The 15,253-nt window shown below is 75.2% G+C and carries 16 protein-coding genes; 9 read left to right on the top strand and 7 right to left on the bottom strand.

Annotated features, from left to right (window positions below):
* Window positions 1-98 precede the first annotated feature (98 nt).
* Together ACFT55_RS12510 and ddaH are read right to left on the bottom strand one after the other, a co-directional pair.
* Window positions 99-1,289 (bottom strand): ornithine cyclodeaminase, encoded by a 1,191-nt coding sequence (locus ACFT55_RS12510; protein WP_380244165.1) that lies wholly within the window; start codon window positions 1,287-1,289, stop codon window positions 99-101.
* Window positions 1,286-2,236, bottom strand: coding sequence for a dimethylargininase (ddaH, locus tag ACFT55_RS12515; RefSeq protein ID WP_380244166.1), 951 nt, complete (start codon window positions 2,234-2,236; stop codon window positions 1,286-1,288). The genes ACFT55_RS12510 and ddaH overlap by 4 nt, the downstream gene beginning before the upstream one ends.
* Window positions 2,237-2,347: 111 nt before the next feature.
* Here ddaH and ACFT55_RS12520 point away from each other — a divergent pair, with 111 nt between their 5' ends.
* Both ACFT55_RS12520 and ACFT55_RS12525 read left to right on the top strand, forming a co-directional pair.
* A complete protein-coding gene (locus tag ACFT55_RS12520; RefSeq protein WP_380244167.1) occupies window positions 2,348-2,899 on the top strand; it encodes an Lrp/AsnC family transcriptional regulator in 552 nt (183 codons plus the stop codon).
* A 1-nt stretch (window position 2,900) separates the two neighbouring features.
* A complete protein-coding gene (locus ACFT55_RS12525) occupies window positions 2,901-3,872 on the top strand; it encodes a hypothetical protein (RefSeq protein ID WP_380244168.1) in 972 nt (323 codons plus the stop codon).
* 3 nt (window positions 3,873-3,875) lie between these two features.
* On the opposite strand, the gene ACFT55_RS12530 is transcribed toward ACFT55_RS12525, so the two are convergent.
* The gene (locus ACFT55_RS12530; protein ID WP_380244169.1) at window positions 3,876-4,241 is read right to left on the bottom strand and encodes a DoxX family protein; all 366 of its coding nucleotides are present in this window, start codon (window positions 4,239-4,241) and stop codon (window positions 3,876-3,878) included.
* A 141-nt stretch (window positions 4,242-4,382) separates the two neighbouring features.
* On the opposite strand from ACFT55_RS12530, the gene ACFT55_RS12535 reads away from it, so the two are divergent.
* Window positions 4,383-4,802 carry a winged helix-turn-helix transcriptional regulator gene (locus ACFT55_RS12535; RefSeq protein ID WP_380244170.1) on the top strand — a complete coding sequence of 140 codons (420 nt, stop codon included), beginning with the start codon at window positions 4,383-4,385 and terminating at the stop codon, window positions 4,800-4,802.
* A gap of 82 nt (window positions 4,803-4,884) precedes the next feature.
* On the opposite strand, the gene ACFT55_RS12540 is transcribed toward ACFT55_RS12535, so the two are convergent.
* The 3 genes from ACFT55_RS12540 to ACFT55_RS12550 form a co-directional block, all read right to left on the bottom strand.
* The gene (locus ACFT55_RS12540; RefSeq protein WP_380244171.1) at window positions 4,885-7,212 is read right to left on the bottom strand and encodes a bifunctional metallophosphatase/5'-nucleotidase; all 2,328 of its coding nucleotides are present in this window, start codon (window positions 7,210-7,212) and stop codon (window positions 4,885-4,887) included.
* Window positions 7,213-7,294: 82 nt separating this feature from the next.
* On the bottom strand, window positions 7,295-7,720 hold the full coding sequence (locus tag ACFT55_RS12545; RefSeq protein ID WP_380244172.1) for a DUF3817 domain-containing protein: 426 nt from the start codon (window positions 7,718-7,720) through the stop codon (window positions 7,295-7,297).
* A 100-nt stretch (window positions 7,721-7,820) separates the two neighbouring features.
* Window positions 7,821-8,378 (bottom strand): hemerythrin domain-containing protein, encoded by a 558-nt coding sequence (locus ACFT55_RS12550; protein WP_380244173.1) that lies wholly within the window; start codon window positions 8,376-8,378, stop codon window positions 7,821-7,823.
* Between the two features lie 161 nt (window positions 8,379-8,539).
* On the opposite strand from ACFT55_RS12550, the gene ACFT55_RS12555 reads away from it, so the two are divergent.
* From ACFT55_RS12555 to ACFT55_RS12565, 3 genes are read left to right on the top strand one after another with little or no spacing between them, the layout of a single operon-like run.
* Window positions 8,540-9,502 carry an endonuclease/exonuclease/phosphatase family protein gene (locus tag ACFT55_RS12555; RefSeq protein WP_380244174.1) on the top strand — a complete coding sequence of 321 codons (963 nt, stop codon included), beginning with the start codon at window positions 8,540-8,542 and terminating at the stop codon, window positions 9,500-9,502.
* 46 nt (window positions 9,503-9,548) lie between these two features.
* Complete coding sequence (locus tag ACFT55_RS12560; RefSeq protein WP_380244175.1) at window positions 9,549-10,445, top strand: alpha/beta fold hydrolase; 897 nt, start codon at window positions 9,549-9,551, stop codon at window positions 10,443-10,445.
* 18 nt (window positions 10,446-10,463) lie between these two features.
* Window positions 10,464-11,126 carry an MBL fold metallo-hydrolase gene (locus tag ACFT55_RS12565; protein WP_380244176.1) on the top strand — a complete coding sequence of 221 codons (663 nt, stop codon included), beginning with the start codon at window positions 10,464-10,466 and terminating at the stop codon, window positions 11,124-11,126.
* A 28-nt stretch (window positions 11,127-11,154) separates the two neighbouring features.
* On the opposite strand, the gene ACFT55_RS12570 is transcribed toward ACFT55_RS12565, so the two are convergent.
* Window positions 11,155-12,297 (bottom strand): GNAT family N-acetyltransferase, encoded by a 1,143-nt coding sequence (locus ACFT55_RS12570; RefSeq protein WP_380244177.1) that lies wholly within the window; start codon window positions 12,295-12,297, stop codon window positions 11,155-11,157.
* A gap of 93 nt (window positions 12,298-12,390) precedes the next feature.
* On the opposite strand from ACFT55_RS12570, the gene ACFT55_RS12575 reads away from it, so the two are divergent.
* The 3 genes from ACFT55_RS12575 to ACFT55_RS12585 all read left to right on the top strand — a co-directional run bounded on the left by ACFT55_RS12575 (window position 12,391) and on the right by ACFT55_RS12585 (window position 15,194).
* A complete protein-coding gene (locus ACFT55_RS12575; RefSeq protein ID WP_380244178.1) occupies window positions 12,391-12,945 on the top strand; it encodes a GNAT family N-acetyltransferase in 555 nt (184 codons plus the stop codon).
* Window positions 12,946-13,014: 69 nt separating this feature from the next.
* A complete protein-coding gene (locus ACFT55_RS12580; RefSeq protein WP_380244179.1) occupies window positions 13,015-13,674 on the top strand; it encodes a SigE family RNA polymerase sigma factor in 660 nt (219 codons plus the stop codon).
* Window positions 13,671-15,194, top strand: coding sequence for a hypothetical protein (locus tag ACFT55_RS12585; RefSeq protein WP_380244180.1), 1,524 nt, complete (start codon window positions 13,671-13,673; stop codon window positions 15,192-15,194). Before ACFT55_RS12580 ends, ACFT55_RS12585 begins: the two co-directional genes overlap by 4 nt.
* Window positions 15,195-15,253 lie beyond the last annotated feature (59 nt).

Consider the following 15,253-nt stretch of genomic DNA (forward strand, 5'->3'; position numbering starts at 1 on the left):
GTTCGTCGGCGCCCGCGCGGCGTAGCCCCGCGCCCCGCCGCGGCGCGGGGCCCGGGGCCGCCCCGGCCGGCCGCGCGGCGGGCCGCGACGTCCGGGCGTCAGGCGCGGGCGGTCGCCAGGACCTCCGCGGGCCCGCGCCCGGCCAGGCCCATGAGGCGGTCGAGGGCGTGCCGCGCCTCGGCGCGGTCGTCCTCCTGCGCGGCGAGCACGAGCGAGTACAGGTCCTTCGGGTCCTCGGGCTCGGCGACGAGGTCCAGGTGCTGCAGCAGCCCGGCGGGCACGTCGTCGTGCACGAACCGCAACGTGGCCCAGTCCTCGACGGCGAAGCCGACGGAGTCGAAGACGGTCACCGTCGCGTCGTCGGGCGTGCGGCGGTCGCCGGCGCGCCGTTCGAACGCCGCCTCCGGGCCGACGGTGGCGGGCGCACCGCGGCGCCCGTCCCGGTGGCCGGCCACGACCTCCCACAGCTCGGTGACGGCGACGTCGGGCGTCTGCTGGATCTCCCCCTCGACGCGGGTCTGCGGCTCGTACTCGACGTACACGTCGGCACCCCGCAGGATCGCCGGGTCGAGCTCCGTCTTGCCCGGGCAGTCCCCGCCGATCGCGTTGACGTGCACGCCGGGGTTGGCGAGGCGGAACACCATGTCGTGCGTGAGCACGGTCGCGTTCGCCTTGTCCGCGGTGCAGGTGGTGATGACGTCGGCGCCGGTCACGGCGTCCGCCGCGTCGGACGCCTCGTGGACCGTGAAGCCGAGAGCGCGTGCGTGCCGCGCCAGCTTGGCCTGCGCGCCCGGGTCGGTGTCCCAGACGCGCAGGTGCGTGACGCCGAGCGCGGCGCGCATGCCCAGGGCCTGGAACTCCGACTGCGAGCCCGCGCCGATCAGGGCGAGGGTCCGCGACCCCGCGCGGGCCAGGTACCGCGCGGCGAGAGCGGACGTCGCCGCCGTCCGCAGGGCGGTGAGGAGCGTCATCTCGGCGAGGAACGTGGGGTACCCGTTGCGCACGTCGGCGAGGACGCCGAACGCCGTCACCGTCTGGAAGCCGCGCACAGGGTTGCGCGGGTGGCCGTTGACGAACTTGAAGCCGTACGTGACGTCGTCGCTCGCGGGCATGAGCTCGATGACCCCGTCGCGCGAGTGGGACGCGATGCGGGCGCGCTTGTCGAGGTCGGGCCAGCGCACGAAGTCGGCGGCGAGCGCGTCGACGAGGCGGGCGATGACAGCCTCCGGGCCGCGGTGGGCGACCCATCGCGCGGTGGACGCGACGTCGAGGAACGGGACGGTCGTCATGCGCGGACCTCCAGGTCAGCAGGGTCAGCAGGGTCGGCAGGGTCGGCGGGCTCAGCAGGGCCGGCGGGTGCAGGGCGCAGCTCGAGCGTGCAGCACTTCACGGAGCCGCCGCCCTTGAGCAGCTCGGACAGGTCGACGCCCACCGGCTCGAAGCCGCGCTCGCGGAGACGGGCGTGCATCCCGGTGGCGCGGTCGGTGAGGAACACGTGCCGTCCGTCGGAGACGGCGTTGAGGCCGAGCACCGCGGCGTCCTCGGGCGTCGCGAGGACGGCCTCGGGGTAGCGCTCGGCGAGCACCGCCTGCGACGCGGGCGTGAACGCCTCGGGCAGGTAGGCGATCGTGGCGGGCGCGGTGCCCGCGTCGAGGACGGTCAGCGCGGTGTCCAGGTGGTAGTAGCGCGGGTCCACGAGCTCGAGCGTCAGGACCTCGACGCCGAGGAGCGCGGCGACCTCGGCGTGCGCGGCGCGGGAGGTGCGGAACCCGGTGCCGGCCAGCATCACGTCGCCGGCGAGCAGCAGGTCGCCCTCGCCCTCGTTCTGCTCGGTCGCCTGGCCGAGGCTGATGACGCCCTCGCCCGCCCCGGCGAACCACTTCGCGTACGCGACGCCCTCCGGGCGCCGTTCCGGGTAGGTGAACTGCGCCGCGAGCGCCCGGCCCTCGACGACGACGCCACCGTTCGCGGCGTACACCATGTCGGGCAGCCCGGGCACGGGGTCGATCACCTCGACCGTGTGGCCGTACGCCTCGTAGGTGGCGCGCAGGCGCTCCCACTGCGCGAGGGCGCGCCCGCTGTCGACGGGGACGCCGAGGTCCATCCAGGGGTTGATCTCGTAGACCACGTCGAAGTAGGTGGGCGGGCACATGAGGAAGCGGCGCGGGGTCGCGGTGCGCTCCGGGGTCCGCGCGGGCTGGGGCGCCGACGTCGTCGTCGGTGTGAGGGCCGTCATGACCGGGACGCTAGGGCCCCGGACGTTGTGCGCGACGCGCGATCTGTTGCGCGTCCTGCGCCCAGACCTGGCGAATCGTGCGTGCAGGTTGAAGAATCCGAGCATGAGCTGGTGGTGGAGGGTGTCGGTGCTGCCATGGACGCGGTGAACCGCCGGATCGTCGGGCACCTGTTGCGCGACGGGCGCGCGACCTACGCCGACATCGGCGCGGAGGTGGGCCTGTCGGCGCCCGCGGTGAAGCGGCGCGTGGACGTCATGCTGGCGCGGGGAGAGATCACCGGGTTCACGGTGCGGGTGGCCCCGGAGGAGCTGGGCTGGGGCGTCGAGGCGTACGTCGAGCTGTTCTGCCGTGGCAACGTCTCCCCCGCCACGCTGCGTCGCGACCTGGCCACCATCCCGGAGATCGTGCGCGTCGACACGGTCACCGGCGAGGCCGACGCGATGGTGCAGATCATGGCGGGCGGCATGGCGGACGTGGAACGCACCGTGGAGGCCATCCGCGGCAGCGCCCGCGTGGACAAGACGCGCACGTCGCTGGTCATGACCCGGGTCATCGACCGGCCGCCTCGGGCGGGGTCCGGCGCGACGGACCCGAGTCCGACGGCGCCCGCACCGTCACCGGCACCGGCCACACCCCTCACGCCGTCCGACGGCGAGGCGTGACGTGGGCGCCCGGCCCCGCGTGGCCGGCGTGCTGCGGCTGCCGGCCGTCGCCGTCGCAGGGGCCATGACAGCCGTCTCGGCCGTGGCCGTCCTGGCCCTCGCCGCGTGCACGCCGCCCGCCGGCGACGCGGACCGGCTGCCCGACGACGTCGCGCCAAGGCTGACCGCGGAGCTGCGCCAGGAACGCACCCAGTACGCCGACCGCAGGGCGTCGCTGCACGTCACCAACGGGTCCGACCGCACGGTGACGCTGCTCGGCGGCACGCTGGTGGTGCCGGGCTACGGCCCGAGCAGCCCCGACGGCACCCCGCGGGCGCGGACGCTCGGCCCCGGGGCGGGGCGCGACGTGCGCCTGCGCCTGGGCGACGTCGACTGCGACGGCCCGGGCCCGGAGGCCCTGGCCGGCGCGGCGGCCCAGACGACACCGGTCGCGACGGCGACCGTCCGGCTGACCGCGGGAGAGTCGTCGGGTCCTGCCGACCCGACGGCCGGGACCGCCGTCGAGGTCGACGTCACCGACCCGCTCGGCCGGCTCGCCGCCGTGCGCACGGAGGCGTGCGCGGAGCAGCTCGTCGCGTCCGGGGTCGCGCTCCGCGTGACGGACGTCCGGCCCGCCCGGGTGCGGACCTCCGGCGGCGTCGTCGCGGGCGGCCGCATCACGCTCGCCGTCGACCCCGTGCCCGGCGGTCCCGACGTGCGGCTGGTGCAGATCGCCGGCACCACGCTGCTCTCCCCCGCCCGCGGCCGCGCCTGGGGGGCTGACGACCTGGCCGGCCAGGCGGACGGGCAGGTCGTGCTCGACCTCGTCCCGGCGCGCTGCGACCCGCACGTCGTGGCGGAGGACAAGCGCGGCACCTTCCTGCCCGTGCACGCCGAGGTGGACGGCCGCCCGCAGCCGGAGATCTACGTGCCGATGACGGACGACCAGCGCGCCGCGACGTACGACCTCGTGCACGACGCCTGCGGCTGGTAGCGGTCAGACCCAGACGGTGGCGAGCCAGGTCGCGATCCCGGCGAGCACCACGAGGGCGACGTTCAGCCCGACGAGGCGCGCCTCGTCGCGGGACAGGTGCAGCGCCGCGGCCCCGACCTGGAGGACGACGAACCCGGCCGCCGCGACGAGGGCGAGCCACGGCGCGACGCCCACGAGCGGGGGCAGCAGCAGGCCGACCGCCCCGAGGAGCTCGACCGCCCCGATCGCCCGGACGGCGGGCAGGGGGATCGTGTCGACCCAGCCCATCATGGGGCGCAGCCGTTCCCTGCTCTGCAGCACCTTCTTGCTTCCCGCGTAGCCGTAGAAGACGGCCAGCAGGGCGGCGACGATCCAGTAGGCGACGGTCATGGTGGTCTCCGACTCTCCGGCGCCCCGGGGGTGCGATGGCTACGGTGCGATGGTTACTGCTGGTGCGTAGCCGCATCATGCGTGAGCATCGGAGGGGGTACAAAAGGCACACCGGTGTTCGTCAGGCACGAGGGGACGGTCATGTCGCACTACGAGGACACGTGCAAGATCCGCGGCGACCGGGGACGCGCGATCCGCGGGGTCCTGGACCGCGTGGCCGACAAGTGGACGCTGCTGGTCGTCGCGACGCTCGACGACGGACGCCTGCGGTTCACCGACCTGCAGCGACGCATCCCGGGCATCTCGCAGCGCATGCTGACCCTGACGCTCCGCCACCTGGAGCGGGACGGGCTCGTCACGCGGACCGCCTACGCCGAGGTGCCGCCGCGCGTCGAGTACGAGCTCACCGAGGTAGGGGCGACGCTCATCGGCCCTGCGCTCGCCCTCGCCGACTGGGCGATCGCGAACAACCCGGCGATCGAGGCGAACCGGGAGGGCTTCGACGCCCGGGCGGCACGCAAGGCCGCCCGCTCCGGCCGCACACGACCCGAGGTGGGCTGATCCGGTCGGACCAGCCCACCTCGGGTCGGCAGAGACGGGGCCGTCAGGGCCGGTGAGCCCTGTGCGCCCGGTCAGCGCTCGGTCAGAGCCCGCCGAGGATGACGTCCCACAGGCTCTTGACCTTGATGGTCGTGGTGGTCGTGGCGGCCTCGGTGGTGTCGTCGCCCGAGTAGTGCAGCTCCACCTCGACGGTGCCCGGCTTGAACGGCCCGACCCACAGCCGTGCGTCGCCCTTCCGGTTCAGGGTGTCGACGTCGACCCGCTTGCCCTTGATCGTGGCGGTGACCTTGCCGGTCGGGGTGCCGTCCGGGGTGTCCACCGATACGTCGATGCGCGCCGGCTGGAGCCACGCGACGACCGTCTTCGGGGCGCGCACCGTCAGGGTCGGCGTGGCCTTCGCCGGCTCGGTCACCTCGATCGGCACCGTCACCTCGGTCCGGGTCGCGGCGCCCGTCAGCGTGAGCGTGGCCCCACCCGCAGGGGCGTCGGCCGGGAGCTGGACGGACACCGACGCGGTCCCGATCGCGTCGTCGGGCGTGGTGCCCGCGGCGGTCGTGACGGGGGCCGTGCCGAGCACCGTGTCCCCGAGGGAGACGGTGAGCTCGGGGTCGGTGACGTCGCCCGGCGCGGACATCGACCAGGAGGAGACGTCGAAGGCCACGGTGTCGCCGGGCGCGTACGCCTCGGGCGCGTCCGCGGGGAACGAGACGCCGACGGCGCGCTGGCTCGGGTCCACGGCCAGCGGGCCGTCAGCCGTGTGCGACGCCATGTAGTCGACGAACGCCGACAGGTCCGCCTTGCCGGTGTCACGCGCGTTCGCCCCGCCCGCGAAGGCCCGGAAGTTGTCCCCGCCGGCCGCGAGGAACGAGTTCGCCGTGACCGAGTACGACGCGGCCGGGTCGAGCGCCACGCCGTCGAGCCACATGCCGGTGATCCGGTCGCCCTCCGGCCGGTTCGCGTCGAACGTGTACCGGAAGCCGTCGGAGACGCCGAGGCGCAGGAACGGGCGCGTCGGCACGTTCCCGTCCTTGTCGCGCTGCCACTGCTGCTCGAGGACGGTCTTGATCTGCGCGCCCGTGAGGCTCATGTTGACGAGCGTGTTGGCGAACGGCTGCACCAGAGCCGCCTGCTTGTAGGTGAGGGTGCGCGGGAACGCGCCCGTGCCGGTGCCGACCATGTCGGCGCGCAGGCCGCCCGGGTTCATGAACGCGATCTGCGCCGCGCCCGACTCCGGGGCCTCGGTGGCCCACCGCTGCACCTCGGCCACCAGGTTGCCGAGCGTGGACTCGCCGCCCCGGTTCTCCGCGCCCGACGAGAGCTTGGCGCGGTTGAACGCGCCGCCGATCTGACCGAGCGGCTCCGCGCCGAGCACGTCGCCCTGCTTCACGGCGTCCGACACGATCGTGGTGACGGCCGGGTCGGCCGGGTAGTTGCCCGCCAGCGGCAGGACGGCCGTGCGGACGCCGGCGACGTCGCCCGTCGCCGCGTCGACGGAGTACACGAGCTGGTTGAGGTTGTAGCCGTACTGGCCCGCGGAGACCACGGGCCGCTCCGTCACGGCGCGGCCGGCCCACTCGTCCACGGGGAACTTGCAGTCGTAGGCGAGGTGCGTGTGCCCGGACACGATGGCGTCGACCTCGGGGCTGACGTCGTTGACGATGTCGGCGAACGCGTTGTCCGCCGTCGGCATCGAGGCGCAGTCCGTGGACTGCGCGCCCTCGTGCACCAGCAGGACGACGACGTCGGCACCCTCGGCCTTGAGGGCGTCCGCCTCCTCGTTCGTGGTGTCGACGATGCTCTGCACGTCGAGGTCCGCGATGCCCGCCGGGCTCACGAGCGCGGGCAGCTCCTCGGTGACGGCGCCGACGAAGCCGACCTGCACGTCACCGAAGTCCTTGATCCACGTGGCCGGGACGGCGTCGTCGCCCGTCGCCCGCACCTTGAGGTTCGCCGCGACGTACTGCCACTGCGCGCCGCCGTACGGGTTCGTCTCGGCGTCGTAGGGCGCCATCACCCGGTTCAGCAGGTCGTCGTAGCCCTGGTCCAGCTCGTGGTTGCCGACGGCCGACACGTCGAGGCCCGCGGCGTTGAGGGCGTCGATCGTGGGCTTGTCGTGCTGGATGAACGACTCGAAGGTCGAGGCGCCGATGAGGTCGCCCGCCGCCGCGAACACGGTGTTCGGGTTCTCGGTGCGCAGCTGCTGCACGGCGCCGGCCAGCACCGCGGCGCCGGCCTCGGTGCCGTTCGCCTGGATGCGGCCGTGGAAGTCGTTGGTGGCGAGGATCTGGACGTCGACGATCGGGTCGGCGCTGGCGGACACCGCGCCGGCGGTGGCGATCCCCGCGAAGGCGAGGGTCACGCACGTGACGCCGGCGGTCCGCCGGCGTGCGGGAGGACGAGCGAGAGACATGGGTGCGCTCCTGGGTATGCGGTTGTGACCGGGGCCACGCTAGCGGCGCCCGGCGACACCGGCGTGGCGCGCGGGGTAACGATCAGGAAACCGTCGTCGGCTCCCTGGGCTCGACGTCGGGCTCGACGTCGGGCTCGACGTCGGGCTCAGACGCGGTCACCGGGGTGCCCAGGTGCCCGGTGCGGCGCAGCCACCGCTCGGCCAGCAGCGTCGTCAGCGGCGGCACGGCCGCAGCGAGCGCCACCAGCGTGCGGAACCAGCCCCACCGCAGCCGCACCGCCGCGACCAGCGTGATCACGACGTACGCCACGAACGCCGCGCCGTGCAGCCGGCCGAACAGCCAGACCCCCGCCTCGGTGGACTCCGTGACGTACTTGAGGAACATGCCGACCAGCAGGCCTGCCCAGGTGAACGCCTCGACCACGGCGACGACGGCGAACACCCGGCCCACGACGGACAGGGGCTGGCGGGCGGGGGACGTGTCGGGCATGGCAGGCGTGGCAGGCATGGCGGACCTCTCGTCGGGCGGGCGGTCGGGCCAGTCTGCACGACGACCGCTGCTCACCCGTCCGACGAGATGACGCCGCGTCGGGTCACGACGGTAGGAGTCAGGCGAGCGGGCCCAGTGCCGCGCGCCGGTCGGTGCCCGCGAGCGCCGCCGCGACGGCCGGCTCGTCGAGCACCGCGACCAGCCGCTTCTCCTCGTACCGGAAGTGCGTCTCCATGACGGCGTCGATGCCGTCCAGGTGCCGCTCGAGGGTGGCGGCGTCGGCCTGGGCGTCGACGGCACGGGCGAGCTCGCCGAGCAGGTGGTCCAGCGTCCGGTGGTCGCGCTGCAGCTCGGCGACGACGCCCGTGAGGTCGGGGCGCAGGTCGAGCAGGGTGGTGAAGACGCTGGTGTCCTCGCCGCGGTGGTGACCTTCGAGAGCCTGGCAGAAGCCGTGGCAGTACAGGCCGAGCCGGTGGCGCGGGTCAGCTGTCGCGCCGAGGGCCTCGGCGTCGGAGACGGCCTCGCGGGCCACCTCCATGGCGTCGCGCAGGCGGGCGTGCACGGTGCGCAGCTCCTGGCCCCAGGCGACGAGGCGGGCGGTGTCGGACGACGGGTCGGTGACGGGACCGGGGTCCGGGTTCAGGTTCGGGTTCGGGGTGGGGTCGGGGTTCGGCACGATGCGACGACCCTAGTGCGGGCCGGCGACGCGCGGCGGGCGAGGCCCTGGTCACGGCGCCGTCGTCCGCCGTCCACCTCCTGTCCGTCGAGCGGTCATGCGCTCCCGATGGGATGGTCGGGCAACGGACGACCCTTGCCAGCCACCTTCTGGAGGACGACATGGACCACCGCAGCTCCGCACCCGCCGGCGTCACCCGCCGCGGCGCCCTGGCCGCCGCCGGGACCCTCGGCGCCCTGGGCGTCGCGGGCGCCCTCGCCGCCCCTGGCGCGGCCGCGGCCACGACCGCCACCCGCCCGCGCCAGGGCGCGCTGATCGGCCCGGCCCGGGGCTCCACCCTGCACGCGATGAGCTTCAACATCCGCCTGGACCGCGAGGACGCGACGCACCCCGGCGAGCCGGACCACTGGCCGGACCGCGCCCCGCTCGTCAGCGCGTTCCTCGCCCTGGAGCAGCCGACGATCCTCGGGGTCCAGGAGGCCGAGTTCCAGCAGCTCGTCGCCGTCGAGGACGGGCTGGGCAAGCACTACCGCACCGTCGGCTACGGCCGCTCGGGCGGCGCGGACGGCGAGCACTCCGCGGTCTTCTACGACGCGCGGCGCCTCACGCTGCTGTGGTGGGACCAGTTCTGGCTGTCCGACACCCCGGACGTCATCGGTTCCGCCACGTGGGGCAACTCGGTGACCCGCATCGTCACCTGGGCCCGCTTCCGCGACCAGCGCACCGGCACCGAGTTCGTGCACGTGAACTCGCACTTCGACCACCAGTCGGAGAACGCGCGCGTGCGCAGCGCCGAGGTGGTGCGCGACCTCGCGGCCGGCTTCGGGCTGCCCGTCGTCTTCACGGCGGACTGCAACGCCGCCGCGGAACGGTCCGCCCCGTACGACGTCCTCGTCACCGACGGCGGGCTGCTCGACACCTGGCGCGCCGCGGCGAAGCAGCTCACCCCGGAGGTCGGGTCGTTCCCGAACTACGGCACGCCCGTGCCCGGCGGGGACCGCATCGACTGGGTCCTCGCCACCCCGGGCACCGAGGTGCTCGCCGCGACCATCAACTCCTGGACGAAGGACGGCCGCTACCCCAGCGACCACACCCCCGTGCAGGCGCTGCTGCGCCTCGCGTGAACGCCGTCCAGCGATGAGTTCGGCGGGCCTGCGGCGTCGACCAGGAATGACACGACACCTCGGGCCCGCCGACGGCGACTCCCTCGGCCCGGAACGGTTCGCCGACGTCGACGGCGTCCGCCTGTGCTACCAGTCCGTCGGCGACCCCGCCGACCCCACGGTCCTGCTGGTCGGAGGCGTCGGGTCACCGATGGACTGGTGGCCGGCGGACCTGTGCGCGGCGCTCGCGGAGCGGGGCCGGCACGTCGTGCGGTACGACCACCGCGACACGGGCCGGTCCACCACCTGCCCGCCCGGCGCGCCGGACTACACCGGCCGGGACCTCGCGGAGGACGCCCTGCGGGTGCTCGACGACCTGGGCGTCGCCCGGGCGCACCTCGTGGGCCTGTCGATGGGCGGCGTCATCGCCCAGGAGCTCGCGCTCGAGCACCCGGACCGCGTCGCGGGCCTCACGCTGGTCGCCACCAGCCGCGCCGTCCGCGGCCCTGGCGACGCGGACCTCCCGCCGTCGGCGCCCGAGCTGCACGGCCTCTGGGACGGCCCCTCCCCCGACCCCGCCGACACCGCCGCGCTGGTCGACGCCGCCGTCGCGGAGGACCGCGCGCTCACCGGCCGGGGCGACTTCGACGAGTCGCGCACCCGCGCCGTCGCCGCCCGCGCCGTCGAGCGCTCGACCGACCCGACCGCCGGGACCAACCACTTCGCGGCCGAGCCCGGCGCCCCGTTCGCGGGCACCCTCGCCGACGTCGGCGTCCCGACGCTCGTCGTGCACGGCCGCGAGGACCCGCTGTTCCCCGGCCACGGCGCCGCGCTGGCCGCGGAGATCCCCGGCGCGCGGCTGCTGCTGCTCGACGGCGTGGGTCACCAGGTGCCGCCGCCGTCCTCGTGGGAGGTGCTGCTGCCTGCCCTGGTCGAGCACACCCGGGAGCGCGACGAGCCGTAGCGGGTGGAGGATGACGGCATGCCTTCCCTCACCCTGACCGCCTGGGGCCACGCCGGGATCCGCCTGGAGCGGGACGGACGCACCCTCGTCGTCGACCCGGGCACGTTCACCGACCCGCGCGTCCTGGCGGGCGCCGACGCCGTCCTCGTCACGCACGAGCACCCGGACCACGTGGACGTGCCGCGCGTCGCGGCGGCGCTCACCGACGACCCGGCGCTGGAGCTGTGGGCCCCGGCGTCCGTCGTCGAGCAGCTGACCGACGCCGGTGCGCCCGCCGACCGCCTGCATGCCGTCGACGGTGGTGCGTCGTTCGACGCCGCGGGCTTCGCCGTGCAGGCGGTGGGCCACGTGCACGCGACCATCCACCCGGACCTGCCGCCGCCCGCCAACGTCGCCTACCTCGTCGACGGCGTCGTCCTCCACCCCGGCGACTCGTTCACGCCCCCGCCCGCGGGGGCGCGGGTGGAGGTGCTGGCCCTGCCGGTGGCCGCGCCGTGGCTCAAGCTCTCCGAGTCGGTCGACTACCTGCGGCAGGTGGCCCCGCGGGTCGCCGTCCCGATCCACGACGCGATCCTCAACGACGCCGGCCTCGCGCTCGTCGACCGCGTCGCGGGTGGGCTGGGCGGCGCGCAGTACCGGCGGCTCGCACCCGGCGAGCCCCTCGAGGTCCCGCTCCCCTGAGCCGCTCCCCTGGCCTCGGCGCGGGGGTTCAGGTACGGCTCAACGGCACCACGTCGGCCAGGGTCGCCTGCAGCTCCGCCGAGCCGCCCGCCGGGCGGAACCCCAGGGCCGTGTTGATGGCCAGCATCGGGGCGTTGGTCTCGTTGTTCCAGGTGGAGATGCGCCGGGTGCCGGGGCGCAGCCGCGCGTGCTCACGCAGGTTCACCGCCTTGAGCAGCATCCCGAGCCGGTGCCCGCGGTGCTCCGGCAGCACGACCGTGCTGTCCTGGTCCGTGAGTTCCGGGCGGTCGTGCGCGAAGACGAGCAGCGTCATGCCCGCCAGCGTGCCCGTGGCGACGTGCTCCGCGACGGCGACGAGGCCGCTCTTGCCGCGCTCGGCGCGCTTCGCCTCCTCCTCGCGGATCCGCTCTCCGTCCCACCGCTCGACCTCCAGCGCGAGGCCGCCGTTCGGTTCGTCCTCGGAGAGCTTCTGCTCCAGCCCGGCGAGCTGCGCCACCCACTCCTGCGGTGCCGGGTCCTGCCAGGTGTGCACCCGGTAGGCGTCGCCGGCGTGCGCCGCGGCCTCGGCGACGAACCCGTCGACGACGCCGTCCGGCAGCGGGGTGTCCAGCACGGAGCGCCGGCTCACGATCTCCAGCCGCAGGCCCGCGCGACGCGCGAACCGCATCCCGGGAAGGTCGGCGGACACGTGGCCGGCCCCCTCGGCGGGAGCCAGCGCGTCGGGCGCGTCCGCTGGCGGCTCGGCGGCGAACTCCACCTCCGCGAAGACCGTGGTGCGGCCCTCCGTGAGCGCGACCCGGCGCAGCCGGTCCGCGATGGCCGAGCCGATCCCCTGCCGGCGGTGCGAGGGCAGGACGGCGATCCGCACGACGGCGAGATGGCGGTTGTCCGTCACGGGCAGCAGCAGCACGCCGTGCCCGACGACGCGGGGCGCGCCGTCGTCGCCCTCCACGGCGACCCACCTGTACCGCCGGGCGCGCTCCGGGTGGAGGTCGCCCACCAGGATGTCGACGGCGCGCGGCGGGAAGTCGTCGTGGCCGAGGTCGGCGAGCGCCACCTCCCGCTCCACCGCGGCGATGCCGTGGTACGCCCACGCGTCGGGGGCGTCGAGACGGTCGGCTCGGGGCGGTTCGAGGAGGCGCCACGTCGGGGTGGTCGCGGGGGTGCTCATGGGCCCACGGTGCGCCCTGGATCCCCGCCGCGCCACGCATTTCCGCGGCTTCCCTTCGCGCGTCCCGCGCCGCGACGCGTAGGGTGCCTGACCGTGACGACCGAGACCCCGCTGCCGGTGACCACGGGCCGACTGGTCCTGCGCGCGCACCGCGCGGAGGACCTCGAGCCCCTGCTCGCCTACTACGCCGACCCCGACGTGGCCCGCTACCTGCTCGAGGAGCCGTGGACGCCGGAGGTCGCGGAGGCGCAGCTCGCCAAGCGTCTCGCCCGCACGACGATCGACGAGCCCGGCTCCGCCCTCGCGCTGGTCGTGGAGCACGACGGCCAGGTCGTCGGCGACGTCGCCCTGTGGACGACGGGCGACACGGTCTCCCGGGGCGAGATCGGCTGGGTCTTCCACCCCGGCCACACCGGCCAGGGCTTCGCGACCGAGGCGGTGCGCGCCGTCCTCGACCTCGCGTTCGACTTCTACGGCATGCACCGCGTCGTCGCGCAGCTCGACGCCCGCAACGAGGCGTCCGCGCGGCTCTGCGAGCGGGTCGGCATGCAGCGCGAGGGGCACCTGCGCGCCGACTGGTGGTCCAAGGGCGAGTGGACGGACACCCTCGTCTACGGCCTCCTCGCCACGGACCGCACGACTCCCTGACCCTCCGGGGCAACCTCCCGACCGTCGGCGGCGTCTATGGTCCATGCAGACACGACGCAGGCGGTACCCATGACGAGTCACGGCGTCCCGACGCTCGTCGGCGAGACGAGCGACGACCGCGTCCAGGTCGTGGCGGCGGGCCAGACCGCGGCGGAACGCTTCACGGCGTTCGCCGCAGCGAGCACGCCCGCCCTCTCCCGGATCGCCTACCTCCTGTGCGGGGACGAGCACCGCGCGGGCGACCTGGTCCAGCTCGCGCTCGAACGGACCTACCGCGCCTGGGGACGGGTCGGCGACGGCGACCCGTTCGCGTACGCGCGCCGCGTCCTTGCCACGGCGCGCATCGACGGCTGGCGCCGCACGCGCCACGACGTGCTGTCCGACCCGGCGGACCTGCGCCCCGCCCCCGAGCCCGACGCGACCCGCACCGTGGTGGACCGCGACCAGCTGGTGCGCGCGCTGCGGGAGCTGCCCGAGGGCCAGCGCCGCGTCGTCGTCCTGCGCTACCTCCTCGACTGCTCGGAGGCGCAGACCGCCGACGAGCTGGGGATCTCGGTGGGCGCGGTGAAGTCGGGCGGGTCCCGCGGGCTGGCGCGACTGCGCCGGCTGCTGGGTGCGGAGGGCACGCACGGCACCACACCGACCACACCGACCACACCGACCGCACCGACCGCACCGACCGCACCGACCGCACCGACCGCGACGACGAGGAAGGGGACGGTCCGATGACCCTCCAGGACGACTTTCTGGCAGAGCTCCAGCACGCCGCCGGCCAGGTGGGACCGGTGACCGGGCTCGACGGCGCGGCCATGGGGCGCCGCGCGGTGCGGCGCGTCGGGGCACGGCGCGCCGCGCTGACCGGCGTCGGGGCGCTCGCCGCCGTGGGCGTCGTCGCGGGCGCGGGGCTGCTCCCGGGCGGCACGACGACGATCGACCCCGCGGCGCACGACGTCCCGGCGGGCTGGACCCCCGTGGCCGTCGGCGGGGTGCGGCTGGCGGTGCCGCCCGGCCTCGAGCCGACCACCGCCGGGGTCTGGGAGGACGACCGGGACGAGGGCGAGCAGAGCTTCGTCCAGGTCCAGCCCGCGGACGACCTGGCGCTGGTGCCGACCGGCTCCGGGCTCACGCCCGTGGACGTCGACGTCCCGGGCGCGCGGTCGGCGCGGTACGTCACGCAGGACTTCTCCGACGTCCCGAGCATGGTGCAGGACTTCGACGGCACGCTGCAGGTCGTCAGCGAGACCGGCGACGTGGTGCAGGTGACCCTGGTGTGGCGGGACGCGGACGAGGGCGAAGAGCTGTTCACCGACCTCGTGCGATCGGTGTCCGTGGACGAGGACGCCCCGCCCCTGCCGTCGGCGGAGGGCGTGGCGGAGCCGCGGCCGCTCGAGGGGTTCGTGGCCGGGGTCCCGGAGGGCTGGCGGACGGCGGAGCTCGCCGGGCTGGAGTACGCGGTGCCTCGCGGCTGGGCCGACGACCGTGGCGTCGTCGAGGCGTTCCCCGCCGGGTCCGAGACGCGGTCCGCGAACGCCGACGGGTCGGCGTCCCTGACGGTCCGGCAGGCCGCCGAGCTCGCGGCGTGGCCCGGCTCGATCGCGTCGTCGCCCCTCGACCCGGCGTCCACCTTCCCGCTCGACGGCGCGGACGTGGTGCAGGTCGAGACCCGGGCCGAGGACGGCGTCGAGCGCGCCACCGCGCACGTGCGACGTGCCGGCGGGCGCGGGTACGTCGTGACGGTCGAGACGCCCGCCACCGCCGACGGGCGCGCCCTGGCGCTGCAGCTCCTGGGGACGCTGGGCTTCTCCGCCGAGGCGGAGCGGGTGCCGGGTGCGCAGGACCTGCCGGAGCTGGCGACGTCGGCCGTCCCCGCCGGGTGGCGCGAGACGTCGTCGGGCGTGCTGGGGCTGCGGCTGGCGCTGCCGCCCGGGTGGGCGCAGGTGCCGCCGCCGGACGGGGTCGCCTGGTCGGCGGGCGGACCGCAAGAGACGGTCACGGCCGTGACCGAGCCGGGCGACGCCCTCGATGCCGTCCCGACAGCCGGGTACCGGTACGACGTCCCGGGCGCGGACGCCGTCGTGATCCGGCTGGGCGACGACGTCACGGCCGAGGGGCGGCCGTGCTTCCTGGGAACGGTGCAGCTCCGACGCGGCGACGACGCGGTGGTCCTGTCGTACAGCGGCCCCCGTGGCGCGGCCTCGCAGGAGCGGTTCGGCAGCCTCGTGCGGTCGCTCCGGGTGACCGGCGGCTGAGACGGCGTCGGTCGTCGTCGACGTAGCGGTTCGGTCTCGTCCTGCGCGCGGACGAGACC

Origin of the sequence: Isoptericola sp. NPDC057191, assembly GCF_042670225.1 — a bacterium.
Lineage (GTDB): Bacteria > Actinomycetota > Actinomycetes > Actinomycetales > Cellulomonadaceae > Isoptericola.

Excerpts from the sequence above, each read along its gene's own strand:
- ACFT55_RS12555 (WP_380244174.1), top strand. The coding sequence starts at position 8,540 with ATGGACCACCGCAGCTCCGCACCCGCCGGCGTCACCCGCCGCGGCGCC.
- ACFT55_RS12570 (WP_380244177.1), bottom strand. The coding sequence starts at position 12,297 with ATGAGCACCCCCGCGACCACCCCGACGTGGCGCCTCCTCGAACCGCCC.
- ddaH (WP_380244166.1), bottom strand. The coding sequence starts at position 2,236 with ATGACGGCCCTCACACCGACGACGACGTCGGCGCCCCAGCCCGCGCGG.
- ACFT55_RS12565 (WP_380244176.1), top strand. The coding sequence starts at position 10,464 with ATGCCTTCCCTCACCCTGACCGCCTGGGGCCACGCCGGGATCCGCCTG.
- ACFT55_RS12545 (WP_380244172.1), bottom strand. The coding sequence starts at position 7,720 with ATGCCTGCCACGCCTGCCATGCCCGACACGTCCCCCGCCCGCCAGCCC.
- ACFT55_RS12540 (WP_380244171.1), bottom strand. The coding sequence starts at position 7,212 with ATGTCTCTCGCTCGTCCTCCCGCACGCCGGCGGACCGCCGGCGTCACG.
- ACFT55_RS12535 (WP_380244170.1), top strand. The coding sequence starts at position 4,383 with ATGTCGCACTACGAGGACACGTGCAAGATCCGCGGCGACCGGGGACGC.
- ACFT55_RS12585 (WP_380244180.1), top strand. The coding sequence starts at position 13,671 with ATGACCCTCCAGGACGACTTTCTGGCAGAGCTCCAGCACGCCGCCGGC.
- ACFT55_RS12510 (WP_380244165.1), bottom strand. The coding sequence starts at position 1,289 with ATGACGACCGTCCCGTTCCTCGACGTCGCGTCCACCGCGCGATGGGTC.
- ACFT55_RS12580 (WP_380244179.1), top strand. The coding sequence starts at position 13,015 with ATGACGAGTCACGGCGTCCCGACGCTCGTCGGCGAGACGAGCGACGAC.
- ACFT55_RS12530 (WP_380244169.1), bottom strand. The coding sequence starts at position 4,241 with ATGACCGTCGCCTACTGGATCGTCGCCGCCCTGCTGGCCGTCTTCTAC.
- ACFT55_RS12560 (WP_380244175.1), top strand. The coding sequence starts at position 9,549 with ATGACACGACACCTCGGGCCCGCCGACGGCGACTCCCTCGGCCCGGAA.